Origin of the sequence: Kosakonia sp. PSU_27, assembly GCF_039409795.1 — a bacterium.
Classification (GTDB): domain Bacteria; phylum Pseudomonadota; class Gammaproteobacteria; order Enterobacterales; family Enterobacteriaceae; genus Kosakonia.
This window is the reverse complement of record NZ_JBCIVK010000002.1, coordinates 305118-317026: the sequence shown is the minus strand read 5'-3', so window position 1 is coordinate 317026 and position 11909 is coordinate 305118. Positions and strand designations below refer to the sequence as shown.

The 11909-nt window shown below is 53.3% G+C and carries 13 protein-coding genes; 8 read left to right on the top strand and 5 right to left on the bottom strand.

Going from position 1 to position 11909, the window contains the following annotated elements; genetic code table 11:
* Nucleotides 1–24: 24 nt before the first annotated feature.
* Nucleotides 25–150, bottom strand: a complete 126-nt coding sequence (locus AAIG26_RS05270; protein ID WP_269231522.1) for a hypothetical protein — start codon at nucleotides 148–150, stop codon at nucleotides 25–27.
* Between the two features lie 544 nt (nucleotides 151–694).
* Between AAIG26_RS05270 and AAIG26_RS05265 the strand changes: the two genes are divergently transcribed.
* Entirely contained in the window at nucleotides 695–2581 is a 1887-nt protein-coding gene (locus AAIG26_RS05265) for a beta-glucoside-specific PTS transporter subunit IIABC (RefSeq protein WP_343180137.1), read from the top strand.
* A gap of 195 nt (nucleotides 2582–2776) precedes the next feature.
* On the top strand, nucleotides 2777–4366 hold the full coding sequence (locus AAIG26_RS05260; protein WP_343180136.1) for a carbohydrate porin: 1590 nt from the start codon (nucleotides 2777–2779) through the stop codon (nucleotides 4364–4366).
* A 109-nt stretch (nucleotides 4367–4475) separates the two neighbouring features.
* Here the strand turns inward: AAIG26_RS05260 and AAIG26_RS05255 are convergent, their stop codons facing one another.
* From AAIG26_RS05255 to AAIG26_RS05245, 3 genes are all read right to left on the bottom strand, one after another.
* On the bottom strand, nucleotides 4476–4880 hold the full coding sequence (locus AAIG26_RS05255) for an H-NS family nucleoid-associated regulatory protein (protein WP_017455745.1): 405 nt from the start codon (nucleotides 4878–4880) through the stop codon (nucleotides 4476–4478).
* A gap of 302 nt (nucleotides 4881–5182) precedes the next feature.
* Nucleotides 5183–5401, bottom strand: a complete 219-nt coding sequence (locus AAIG26_RS05250; RefSeq protein WP_141402815.1) for a hypothetical protein — start codon at nucleotides 5399–5401, stop codon at nucleotides 5183–5185.
* Between the two features lie 396 nt (nucleotides 5402–5797).
* Nucleotides 5798–6703: a LysR family transcriptional regulator gene (locus AAIG26_RS05245; RefSeq protein ID WP_045508711.1), complete on the bottom strand. Its 906-nt coding sequence runs from the start codon at nucleotides 6701–6703 to the stop codon at nucleotides 5798–5800.
* A gap of 165 nt (nucleotides 6704–6868) precedes the next feature.
* Here AAIG26_RS05245 and AAIG26_RS05240 point away from each other — a divergent pair, with 165 nt between their 5' ends.
* From AAIG26_RS05240 to AAIG26_RS05215, 6 genes are all read left to right on the top strand, one after another.
* Complete coding sequence (locus AAIG26_RS05240) at nucleotides 6869–7618, top strand: glucose 1-dehydrogenase (protein ID WP_020456876.1); 750 nt, start codon at nucleotides 6869–6871, stop codon at nucleotides 7616–7618.
* A 54-nt stretch (nucleotides 7619–7672) separates the two neighbouring features.
* Nucleotides 7673–8038, top strand: coding sequence for a nuclear transport factor 2 family protein (locus AAIG26_RS05235; RefSeq protein WP_343180135.1), 366 nt, complete (start codon nucleotides 7673–7675; stop codon nucleotides 8036–8038).
* A gap of 164 nt (nucleotides 8039–8202) precedes the next feature.
* The gene (locus AAIG26_RS05230; RefSeq protein WP_313627116.1) at nucleotides 8203–8373 is read left to right on the top strand and encodes an antibiotic biosynthesis monooxygenase; all 171 of its coding nucleotides are present in this window, start codon (nucleotides 8203–8205) and stop codon (nucleotides 8371–8373) included.
* Nucleotides 8374–8575: 202 nt separating this feature from the next.
* Complete coding sequence (locus tag AAIG26_RS05225) at nucleotides 8576–9541, top strand: fatty acid desaturase (RefSeq protein ID WP_343180134.1); 966 nt, start codon at nucleotides 8576–8578, stop codon at nucleotides 9539–9541.
* Entirely contained in the window at nucleotides 9507–10325 is an 819-nt protein-coding gene (locus tag AAIG26_RS05220) for a PhnD/SsuA/transferrin family substrate-binding protein (protein WP_343180133.1), read from the top strand. The genes AAIG26_RS05225 and AAIG26_RS05220 overlap by 35 nt, the downstream gene beginning before the upstream one ends.
* A gap of 155 nt (nucleotides 10326–10480) precedes the next feature.
* Nucleotides 10481–11572: an NADH:flavin oxidoreductase/NADH oxidase gene (locus AAIG26_RS05215; RefSeq protein ID WP_343180132.1), complete on the top strand. Its 1092-nt coding sequence runs from the start codon at nucleotides 10481–10483 to the stop codon at nucleotides 11570–11572.
* Nucleotides 11573–11622: 50 nt separating this feature from the next.
* On the opposite strand, the gene AAIG26_RS05210 is transcribed toward AAIG26_RS05215, so the two are convergent.
* Nucleotides 11623–11820 carry a hypothetical protein gene (locus AAIG26_RS05210; RefSeq protein ID WP_020456882.1) on the bottom strand — a complete coding sequence of 66 codons (198 nt, stop codon included), beginning with the start codon at nucleotides 11818–11820 and terminating at the stop codon, nucleotides 11623–11625.
* Between the last annotated feature and the right edge of the window lie 89 nt (nucleotides 11821–11909).

The window sequence follows — 11909 nt, the reverse complement described above, 5'->3', positions numbered from 1 at the left end:
TTACGCCCATCCGGCATTTGTCGTTTATGGCGTCCCGGTGACAATCGCGCAGCGCCAGGCGAAAAGGGACGGCATGCCGCCATTCTGCACCTGCAAAATGATGTGGAACGGCGTAGCGGTTTTTGGTTTGCGGTGCGGTAACGCCGGCATCGGGTAAGTCGCTGTGCCCTGGTGTCAGTTGCGGGGCGAAATAGATCCCCGTGCTGGCCGTACCAGGGGAGAGCGCCAGTAACATGCTTAATCGCGTTTTTGTAAGTGACCTGGTTTTTCCCCTCTTAAAATTCTGCTACCCGTCGCTCCGCCAGACAACAGAAAGCAGGTTTCGCCAAAGGTGATGTAGCATGCTGTGGGCATGGTTATAAAAAGAGTCGTTCAGCCAGGCCGCCCATGATAGTGATAAATGTGACCGGGGGGCTGTATTTGCCTGCCTGCTCAATTCCATGGCAACGCTATTTGCGTGATGATTTTCACAAATTGGTTATTTGCGGTGGTAATTGCCTGCGCGGCTTGTTAGAAAGAGGGCGTTAGTTAAGGACGTCACCAGAGAAATTCTGGGCGAGACCTGGATAAAGCAGTGTGTTTACACACTATTTTATCCAGGTTTTTTTTTGCTTTTTTCCAGCTGGCCAGCGGATACGGGCAACACCAGGGTGTCCTGATTATTACTGTCGTTTGTGAAACGGGAAGTCTCATTATGAATAACAAAGTACTGGCAGAAAATATTCTGCAGCTGGTAGGTGGGGAGAGCAACGTTGCGACGCTGGTACATTGCGCGACACGTTTACGCTTTAAAATCATCGATAACAGCAAAGTGCGGTTGGCAGAGCTCGACGCGCTGGACGGCGTCATTACCGTGGTGAATGGCTCCGGTCAATTACAGGTGGTGATTGGCAACCGCGTGCCAGACGTATTCCGCGCGTTTGGCGCCATCTCAGGATTACTGGAGGATGATAAAAAGAAACAACCTTCGGAGCCGTCGCAAAATACAGCCTCGCTGTTAGGGCGTTTGATCGATTTGGTCGCCGGGATTTTCACGCCATTATTAGGTGCGATGGCCGCAGCCGGTGTGCTAAAAGGCGCGCTGGCGATTGTGCTGGCCGCCGGATGGCTGAGCAATAAAGAGAGCACCTATATAATTTTGCATGCCGCATCCGACAGCCTGTTCTATTTTCTGCCGATGCTGTTAGCCATCACCTCCGCACGTAAATTTGAAACCAATATCTTTGTTGCCGTGTCGATCGCGGGTGCGCTCATTTACCCCAGTATTCAAGGGCTATTTGATGGCGGCCAGCCGGTGAGCTTTTTTGGCCTGCCAGTGGTGATGATGAAATATACCGGTTCGGTGATCCCGATTATTTTCAGCGTCTGGCTGATGTCGATAATTGAGCGCTTTCTCAATCGCCATATTCATGAAAGCGTGCGCAATATTCTGACGCCGTTTTTCCTGCTGACGTTAATGGTGCCGCTGACGTTAATGACCATCGGGCCGATTGGCATTTCGATCAGTGAGTTTGTCGCCTCTTTATTTGTTTCGATTTACGGCTTCAACCCGATTATCGCCAGCGCGCTAATGGCTGCCGCCTGGCAGGTGCTGGTGATTTTCGGCGTGCACTGGGGCTTTGTTACCGTCTTTATCAACGACATTTCGGTGATGGGACACAGCTTTCTTAAAGCAGCCTCCAGCCCCTCGGTTTTCGCCCAGTCCGGAGCCTTGCTGGCGGTGATGCTGCGGGCAAAAGACAAAAAGCTGAAAGCGCTGGCGGGCAGTACCTTTATCGCCTCGCTATTCGGCATTACCGAACCGGGTGTCTACGGTGTCACCTTGAAACTGAAAAAACCGTTTATCTGTGCAGTGATCGCGGCGGCCTTTGGCGGTGCGGTGGTCGGATACGCCAAAAGTTCGGCGATCTCAATGGGGATGCCGGGGCTGTTGACGCTGCCGATTTTCTACGGCGACGGTTTTATCGGCTTTCTTATTGGCTGCGCCATGGCGTTTGCTGGCAGCCTGGTGCTGACGTTGATCGTGGGTTTTGACGAACCTTCCGCGCAAGCGCTATCTGACGCGTCGGCGAGTGAAAAAAAGCATACCGCGCATCAACCGGTGATGCCGAAAACCGCTGCGCTGGCTCCTGAGCAGATTACCGCGCCGGTTTCTGGCGCGTTAATTCCGCTGGCTGAAGTGGATGATAAGGTTTTTTCGACAGGCGTTGTCGGGCCGGGTTTTGCCATTATTCCGGATGAAGGACGAGTTTATTCCCCGGTCGACGGCCATATTGCCAGCACCTTCGCCAGCGGCCATGCCATTGGCATTCGCTCCACGGCGGGCGCGGAAATACTGATCCACGTCGGGATTAATACCGTGCAACTGGATGGGCAATATTTCCATATGCAGGTGAAAGAGGGCGATGAAGTCAAAAAAGGCCAGCTTCTGCTGACATTCGATCTCGATGACATTAAACAGGCGGGTTATGACACGGTGACACCCGTGGTCATTACCAACAGCGAAGCCTGGCGCGAATTACACATTAGCGATAAGTCCCATTCCCGCTTTGGCGAGCCGGTAATGGCGCTCCTGGTGTAACGCCCGCTGCTGGCGGGAGGCTATTTGCGGCGGGGGCAGTTGTCGCCGCAACCTATTAAGAACGTGTTTATGCGTTAATTGATCTACCCCCACAGGACGTGACTGATTTTATTCAGGCGAGACCTGCAACTGACGGAGCATTTTCCGTCAGTTGCGGGTCTTTTTGTTTTCAGGGGGCAATACCGAGGGGAACTCATGAAGGTGAACAACATAATTTCTAAAAAGACGTACATTGCCGTGGCGTTATTATCCTGTTATGGCGCAAGTAGCGGCGCAACGGCGCAGCAGCTAACGCTTGAACAGCGCATGGTGGCACTGGAAGCGCAGTTGCGCGTTACGCAGCAGAAACTGCAAGCCTATGAAGAAAAAGATCGCGCGCAGCAACGCAATGTTGCCTCGTCAGCCGTGCCTGCAGGGCAATCCGGTGCGACGGTGCAGGCTACGGCAGCGCAAGCGAAAACGGAGCCGGAACTATCGCCAGCGACTCTGAAAAAAATAAGCCAGTATGTGCAGGATGATACCGGCTTTAAATATTCCGGTTATTTCCGCTCGGGTTGGGCAACCACCACCAATGGGGGACCAAAATCCTGGGCAGTGGGCTCACTGGGGCGTTTTGGTAACGAATATGACGGTTGGTATAACTTGTCATTAAAGAAACGGGCATGGCGCGATGGCGACAAATCTATCTGGGCGAACGTGCAATTTGAGGGCGATCTCGGATTAACCCAGAGCAATGAATCCTTTGAAAAAGGAATGTCCGGCGGCGGTATGGGCAAACTAAGTAAGCTCTACGTTGAAGGCAATGGGCTACTTCCTTTTGCGCCAGAGGCTTCGGTCTGGGTGGGGAAACATACGCTGCCACAATATGAAATTCAGCTTCTGGACTGGAAAAGCAATCGCACACTTTCCGGTGCAGGTGTAGGGATAGAAAACTGGAAGCTACCGGTTGGCGCACTCAGTATGGCGATAACGCGTAACGATATTGATAATTACAGTACGGTCTGCGCCGCAGGCGCTTCCAGCTGTAGCGATACCACGCAGGTTAACGTCAATATCGCTGAAGTTCGCTACAAGAATCTTCCCGTGACAAAAAATGCGACGCTGGAGCTGGGGGCGAAATATGCGTTTGCTAACCAGACGGATGAGCAGAAAAAAGCGCAGGCGGATAATGACTATTATCAGGTCAAATCCTCCTGGCTTGGACAGGCGATTTTGCGTAATCCCATTCTGAAAGGCTCAAATGAATTGACGCTGCAAGTGGCAAATAACTCCCTTGCCAGCCAGTTTATGAATATTTCCAGCGCCAACCCGGATTTTGATTACAACAGTTCTTACTACGGTATTCATAGCGGCGGTATTGGCTGGCGGTTGGTGGATCAGGGGGAGTTTTATCTGGGTGAGAAGATAATCATGGCGCACGCGCTGGTGTATGGTCGCGGCCACGATCTTTACTCGACATATACCGGGGCGCATACGGACTTTACTACCGCGCGTGCGGTTATTCGTCCGTCATGGATCTGGAATCAAAACATGCAGACGGCGCTGGAATTGGGGTATTTCACGCAGAAAAATCGTGTCAATAATTCCACATTGGATGAATCTGGTTATAAGGTGACGCTGGCGCAGGTGTATAAAGTGGATACCAGCATTCTTAATTCCCGACCGGAACTTCGCCTCTATAGTACTTACCTGAAAGCGTTAGAGCATGAGATCGATAACCAGACCTTTAACGACGGTAAGGATTATCAAATAAGTTTTGGCGTGCAGGCTGAAGTGGTCTTTTGAACAACAAAAACAGAATCCCCGCCGTGGCGGCGGGGAACAATAACGCATGCAGATGTTGCGTTAGAAAGCGATAAAAATGCAGGGTGGGATAAAGACAAACCCTTTATTTTTAGATGGCAAAATCTTCCAGTTTTTTACCGTCTTCCAGTGCTTTGGCAATCACTTTCGGTGTGCGGCCCTGGCCGGTCCAGCTTTTTTCCGTGCCGTCTTCATCAATATACTTATATTTGGCTGGGCGTGGTGCACGAACAGATTTTGATTTCGTCGTTTGTCCTTTCAGCGAGGATAAAAGTTCGGTTGGATCGATACCTTCATCCAGCAGTTTTTGACGAAATGCAGCCAGCTTGGCTTCTTTCTCTTCTTGTTCTTTACGTAGAGAAGATTCTTCTTCACGACGTTCTTCAACAACAACTGACAGTTTTTCAAGCATCTCTTCAAGAGCTTCAAGGGTAAGCTCACGGGCCTGAACTCGCAGGGTGCGAATGTTATTAAGTGATTTAAGTGCTTCTGACATAGCGTCACTCCGTGTGCGGAAAAATGAATAATCTATCGGAATTAATTTTTAGTGATAACGACATAAAAATCAATACGGAATTATAGGTTTTAGCAAATATATATGTGATTGTGCAACCCTATGACTTTGTGGGTATCTGGCTCTGGCTAATTTAGTCACAATGCGGCATTAAAAAAGCCACAGAATTTAAGGGTTATTTTTATCGGAATCGTTAGTTAATGCCGCTTGTTCATCATAAAATAACCTATATCTTCGCATTGACTTTCGCTTGACGGGTGCAGATTTTTCTTAACAAAGAGGCATTACAGGTATAGCGCCTGTGGCAAACGGTAAACGTTATCTCTGAACTGACGCGTTTTTTCTTTTTGATTTGCGTTAGCGCAAGCGGCAATTTCAGCACGGCTAAATGTTCCATTAAACATGACCACATATTGATGGCTCAGGTTTCTCCACAATAAGCCGCTAAGAAATTTGATCCGCGTCAGACGCTGTTGAGAATATTCTCGATTAGTAGCAAGCACAGCACGCTCCAGTTCATATCGGAGGTCATAAAATCGACCTTATTGACCCTCCGCTGGGGTTTCTTTTTCATACTCTACTTTTAATTACGTGCAGTAATAATTGCATTGCTGGATATCGCTTGTTGCGCTGCACGCAGCGTGTCGCATAAATGATGAAGTGCAGGTTTTATCCTGTTATCAGGTTTTGCTGATATTAAACTGAAACTGCAGATCTTATCGCTATCCTGTTTTTAACGGGTTCGGCCTGCGAGAAAACGCGCGGCGCGATAAATTCACCGTTCAATATCACCATAACGTTGCTGCCAATCGCAGCCGCAGAAATGCGCTATCGCTGCGTTGGCGCTTTCCCGCGCGAATAAACAGATTCAGATAAAAGCGTTGCGGATTATTTTGCGGTTATTTCCCCACCCGCTGGGGAAATATCTCCAGCAGCCAGTCAATAAACACGCGCAGACGATGCGTAACGTGGCGGTTTTGTGGATACACCACATGAAAAGGGTACGGCTCTGGCCGCCACGGGCGCAGGATCTCCACCAGCGTGCCCGCTTTTAACGCCGCACCGAGTGAATAACTGAAGGTCTGGATAATCCCCAGCCCCGCCATCCCGGCGGCGAGATGCGCATTGCTCTCATTAATACCAATCCGGTGCGGCACTTTAATTTCGGTTTTTTCGCCATCGCGCTCAAAGCGTAACGGAAACGCTCGGCCGGTTTGTGGCGAGAGGTAGCTGACGAGCCGGTGGCCGTTTTTTAGCTCTTCGGGATAGGCCGGCGTACCAAATGTTTTCAGGTATTCCGGCGTTGCGCAGGTAATGAGCGTGGCGGCGCCAATACGGCGGGCTATCAGCGAGGAGCTGTCCAGTGGCCCGCCACGGATCACGCAATCCACATTGTCGCTAATCAGATCCACCGGGCGATCGGCAACGCCTAAATCAAGACGAATGTCCGGATAACGCGCCAGAAAATCCGGCAGGGCGGGGATCAACACATCTTTCGCCGTTGAGCCGCCAATATCGACGCGAAGCTGTCCGCCTGGCGTTCCACGTGCGGCATTGAATGAACCGTCGACATCTTCGAGATCGCGCAGGATACGGGTTGTTTTTTCATAATAGTCGCGCCCTTCCGGCGTAACCGTCACGCGGCGGGTGGTGCGCTGCAATAACCGCACGCCAAGGTGGGCTTCCAGTTCCTGCACCAGTTTGCTCAATGTCGCGTTGGGCATCTCCAGCGAATCCGCCGCCCGGGTAAAGTTCCCCGCCTCGACCACGCGGGCGAAAGCGCGTATTGCCAGTAATTGATCCATGCGAGTTCCTCCGTTGCTGTGATGTTGATTATACACAGTGGTGAATAGTCATTTTAATTTTTCGGTATTTTTCAATAAAAACGGGGGAAGTAGAGTTGCGCCATACCTGAGACGGCAGGCTGGTCTGCCGCAGGCACATCCCTTAACTGAACCGAGGAATACCACATGAGCACACAACTGAATGGCAAAATCGCACTGGTGACTGGCGGGACAAGCGGCATTGGTCTGGCAACCGCACAAGAACTGGCAGAGCAGGGGGCGCGCGTCTTTATTACTGGTCGTCGCCAGGCAGAACTGGATGCGGCGGTTGAACGTATTGGTTCCAGCGCCACGGGCATTCGCGCCGATGCGTCGGTAATGGCGGATCTTGATGCCGTGTTTGCGCAGATTGCGAAAAGCGCCGGGCGACTCGACATCCTGTTTGCCAACGCCGGTGGTGGTGACATGCTGCCGCTGGGGGCGATTACTGAGGAGCATTTCGACCGCATTTTCGCCACCAACGTGCGCGGCGTACTGTTTACCGTGCAAAAAGCGCTCCCGCTGCTGGTAAACAACGCTTCAATCATTCTCACCGGATCGACCACATCGGTGAAAGGCACCGCCAGTTTCAGCGTTTACAGCGCCAGTAAAGCGGCGGTGCGTAACTTTGCCCGTTCATGGGCGCTGGATCTGCAAGGGCGCGGTATCCGCGTTAACGTGGTCAGCCCTGGCCCAGTCCGCACGCCGGGTTTAGGTGAACTGGTGCCGGATGAGCATCGTCAGGGCTTGTTTGACGCGCTGGCAGCCCAGGTTCCGTTGGGGCGTTTAGGTGAACCGCAAGAGATTGGCAAAGTGGTCGCGTTTCTCGCTTCGGATGCTTCCAGCTTTATCAATGGCGCTGAGCTGTTCGTCGATGGTGGCATGGCGCAAATCTAATTCACCACGCCGGGCTGGCCATCGCTGCGCCAGCCCGCAACGCAGGAGCAGAACATGCACACTTCCGCACTTTTGGTCGCTCAGCAACTGATCGACAAGCATTTTACTATCTGGAATAGCGCACACCCTGAACAACAGGTCACCACCTTTTCTGACGTCTATGCCGACGATTTTTTCGTGGCGGATGATGCCGATGTGGCAACCGGGTTCGAGAACGTCGCGGCACTGATTTCTCGCGTGCAGCGTGAGCATCCGGGGTTTTCCTTCACCCCCGAACCGGTGACGTGGAACCACGGTTTAGGGCGCGTTAGCTGGGGTTATGGCCCGCAGGAGAACCCGAATCTGATCCGCGGTGAGGATATTTTCACCGTGCGCGATGGCAGACTTGCCAGCCTGTGGGTATTTATTAACACGCCGTGACGGTCGGCAAGCCGCACTATTCATTGCCCACTGAGAAACCCCTATCAACATACCGGTAAACCTGAGTTTTCCAGTGCCGACATAACCGGTTCCTGGCTGGCGATATTGTTGTCAGCACTTACTACCACGTTCATCCTGAGGACGGGCAAACCTTTATTGATGCTGTGGTGCCGGAAATGGCGGCGGCGCGCAAACTGCCGGGCTGTATCTATTATGCTTTCGCGCAGGATTTGGCCGATGCCAACGCCTATCACCTGGTGGCAGGCTGGAAAGATGAAGCCTTCCACCAGCGCCATGAAAACGCGACAACCTTTCTGCAGGCCCTGCGACGGTAGTTAAAAATGTGCGCATCCTTAACCGCCAGGGTGTTCGCTACGATGTTGCCCTGCAACACGTGGATGATCCGCGCGGCAAAGTGGCCTGAGCCGCTGCCGCATTAAGCGATTTTCAGCAATAGCTAAGCCATTTAAATACTTTGTCATTTCTGGCGTTCTCTCACATCGTGGCGACATGAGAATGCGGGGAGTCAATGAGTGAATGGCGAAAAGCAGCGCGGTCTATTTAGATAAACAACAACGGGACGCCATCCGGCGGTTATCACGCAGCTGGCTGTGGCGCAGCGAGCTGCCTACCTGGCTGGTGATTGTTACCGTGTATGGCGGTTGGTTCGGCACGCTCGCACAGTGGAAAACGCTCGGCCTGTTGCCGGCCACCGCGCTTCTGATCCTTTTCACCACCTGGTATTTGTCGGTGCAACATGAGCTGATCCACGGGCATCCCACGCGCTGGGCCTGGTTTAACCAACTGCTGGGGGTAATGCCGCTGGCGGTGTGGTATCCGTACGGCATTTATCGCGATTCGCACCTGGCTCACCACCGTACGCACTTACTGACGCTGCCGGAAGATGATCCGGAATCCTACTATTTTTCCACCCAACACTGGCATCGCCTGACGCGCTGGCAGCGAAAACTGATTCAGTTGCGTAATACTTTTGCTGGCCGTTTACTGCTGGCTCCGGCGCTGGATATTGCGCACTTGCTGGCAGGAATGGTAGCGGCATTTCGCGTGTGGCAAGGTAAAACCATGCTGATGTGGCTGGTACACGGTGCGCTGTTGGTTGTGACCTTTGCCTGGATAATCCATTGTAATTTTTCCGTTATCTGGTTTGTGCTGGCGGTGAGCTACCCGGCGCTGGCTATCACGAAAGTGCGTTCTTTTCTCGAACACCGCGCAGCCGACGATCCGTTAGCGCGTTCGGTGATCAACGAAGCCGCTTGGCCGTGGCGTCTGCTGTTTCTTAACCTCAACTACCATTCCGTGCATCACGATCTGCCCGCCGTGCCGTGGTACGGCCTGCGAACGGTTTACCTGCGTGACAAAGCGGCGTACCAGCAGCGCAATAGCGGGTTTCTGGTGCGCGGCTATAGTGAATGGTTACGGCAGTTTTTCTTTACCCCGGTAGAAGTCAATGCACACCCCGCAAGCAAAGTACGCAGTGAATAACATTGCCCTGCCGATGTATAACGTCGCGCAGCCAGAAACTGCCGCGCTGGGCCAGGCGTTGTGCGAACTGCTGGCGGAGCGCGGGCTACCGGCGCAGCAGATTTGGCCGCAAAGCGACCTGCCTTCCCACTGGCGGCGTGACGATGTGCTGCTCAGCCAGACCTGCGGCTACCCGCTGGTAACGCAATTACCGGATGTGCAACTGGTTGGCTGCTTTCACTACCTTGCGCCAGGCTGTGAAGGTTTTCGCTATCGCAGCCTGCTGGTGACGCGTGATGAGGAACGCGCGACTTCGCTGGCGGATTTTCGCGGTCGTCGCGCAGTGTGTAATTCCGCCGATTCGCAATCAGGTTATAACGTGCTGCGTTATCTGGTTTCGCAACTTGCGGGCGAAGGACGATTTTTCGCCGATGCTCCCCATTTCAGCGGCAGCCACCGGCAATCGCTGGTGGCGCTGCACAACCGTACGGCGGATATCGCCGCCATCGACTGTGTAACGTTCGCCTTATTGCAACGCCACGAACCTTCGCTGTTGCGTGGGCTGCGTGTGATAGCGCAAAGCCCGTTAGCGCCGGGGTTGCCGCTGATCACCGCGCAGCAGAGCAGCGCCGCCACGCTCGCATCTCTAAGAGAGGCGTTGCAGCAACTGGTCAGCGACGCGCGTTTTCACGACATCTGTGCCGCGGTATTGATTGGCGGTTTTAGCGTGGTCACACGACAGGACTATTCTTTGTTGTTGAGATGGCGGGATGAGGCCGCAGCACGCGGCGTCACGCAGCTATAATTCGTCAGTCATTTCATTGTGTTATCAAAGGTAAATGCCGTGAAAAGGGCACGTGCCGCCAAAGACAAGCCCGGAAAATTGGCTGAAAGTCATGCAAACCATTCACACTGTTGCCGTCCGGGAGTGCCATTTGCGAAACCGGAAAAGGATGAGATATGAGTCAGTTATTCACCGAAGTTACTATTGGCGACGTTGCGCTGGATAACCGCATCGTTATTGCCCCGATGTGCCAGTACTCCGCCGAAGAAGGAAAAGCGACCGCCTGGCATCGCATTCATTTAGGTAACCTGGCGCTCTCCGGCGCGGGGCTGCTGATAATCGAAGCCACTGCCGTTGAGCCGCAAGGGCGAATTTCGCCGCAGGATCTCGGCCTGTGGGATGACGAAACCGAGCAGGCGCTGCGCGTGGTACTGGAGGATATTCGCCAGTACTCGCCGGTGAAAATCGGCATCCAGCTTGGGCATGCCGGGCGTAAAGCGTCGGTCAGCGCGCCCTGGCAGGGGGGCAAACAGCTTTCGCCACAAGAGGGCGGCTGGCAAACGATCTCAGCCTCCGCGCTGGCGCACGATCCGGCAGAACGTCCACCGCTTGAAATGACGAAACAAGATTTGGCGCGGGTTAAACAGGCGTTTGTCGACAGCGCCTTGCGGGCGGTAGCGCTGGGAATAGAGGTGATTGAAATCCACGCGGCACACGGTTATTTGTTGCATCAGTTTCTCTCGCCGCTCTCTAACCAGCGCAGTGATAAGTATGGCGGCAGCCTTGAAAATCGCCTGCGTTTCACCCAGGAAGTGTTTAGCGCCGTGCGTGAAGCGGTACCGGCTTCCGTTGCTGTAGGCATTCGCATTTCGGCGACGGACTGGGTAGAAGGTGGATGGGATCTGGAACAATCGGTGGTACTGACGAAAAAAATTGAAGCGCTGGGCGGCGCGTATGTTCACGTCTCCAGCGGCGGACTTTCGCCGTTGCAAAGCATTAAGGTGACGGCGGGTTATCAGGTGCCATTTGCCAAAGCATTGCGCCAGCAGACCCGTATGCCGGTTATCGCCGTGGGGTTGATTACCGAGCCACAGCACGCAGAAGCTATTTTGCAGCAAGGGGAGGCCGATCTTATCGCGCTGGCACGAGGCGCGCTCTACGATCCACGCTGGCCATGGCACGCCGCCGCCGCGTTGCATGGTGCGGTACATATCGCGCCGCAGTATCGCCGTGCCGAACCGCACGGTGTGAAAGGAACGGTTAAATAACGCATGCATCGGTGAGCTTGCTATTCCGCCAGGCTCACCGCTATTGCCCGTTAAACGCCCTTACGCACCAACTCCGCCGCTTTGAGGAATACGTCATCTTCTACACCATCGCCCCGGTTTCTGCCTTGCCGTTCAATCTCCTGCACGATGCTGTCACGGTTAATGGCTTTGCGTTCTGAAACAAGGCCAATCACGGCCGCGCCAATGGCTAATCCAATGAGTCCCGTGTGCTCATCATTGAACTTCATGCGTTATCCCTCCCCGATTTGTCTACAGAGAAATTTAGCACACAGATATATTTCCGCCATTTATCAAAATCACTGCATTATTAATGCGT

Excerpts from the sequence above, each read along its gene's own strand:
- AAIG26_RS05240 (WP_020456876.1), top strand. The coding sequence starts at position 6,869 with ATGAGCACACAACTGAATGGCAAAATCGCACTGGTGACTGGCGGGACA.
- AAIG26_RS05210 (WP_020456882.1), bottom strand. The coding sequence starts at position 11,820 with ATGAAGTTCAATGATGAGCACACGGGACTCATTGGATTAGCCATTGGC.
- AAIG26_RS05255 (WP_017455745.1), bottom strand. The coding sequence starts at position 4,880 with ATGTCAGAAGCACTTAAATCACTTAATAACATTCGCACCCTGCGAGTT.
- AAIG26_RS05245 (WP_045508711.1), bottom strand. The coding sequence starts at position 6,703 with ATGGATCAATTACTGGCAATACGCGCTTTCGCCCGCGTGGTCGAGGCG.
- AAIG26_RS05215 (WP_343180132.1), top strand. The coding sequence starts at position 10,481 with ATGAGTCAGTTATTCACCGAAGTTACTATTGGCGACGTTGCGCTGGAT.
- AAIG26_RS05225 (WP_343180134.1), top strand. The coding sequence starts at position 8,576 with ATGGCGAAAAGCAGCGCGGTCTATTTAGATAAACAACAACGGGACGCC.
- AAIG26_RS05220 (WP_343180133.1), top strand. The coding sequence starts at position 9,507 with ATGCACACCCCGCAAGCAAAGTACGCAGTGAATAACATTGCCCTGCCG.
- AAIG26_RS05235 (WP_343180135.1), top strand. The coding sequence starts at position 7,673 with ATGCACACTTCCGCACTTTTGGTCGCTCAGCAACTGATCGACAAGCAT.
- AAIG26_RS05260 (WP_343180136.1), top strand. The coding sequence starts at position 2,777 with ATGAAGGTGAACAACATAATTTCTAAAAAGACGTACATTGCCGTGGCG.
- AAIG26_RS05270 (WP_269231522.1), bottom strand. The coding sequence starts at position 150 with ATGCCGGCGTTACCGCACCGCAAACCAAAAACCGCTACGCCGTTCCAC.
- AAIG26_RS05265 (WP_343180137.1), top strand. The coding sequence starts at position 695 with ATGAATAACAAAGTACTGGCAGAAAATATTCTGCAGCTGGTAGGTGGG.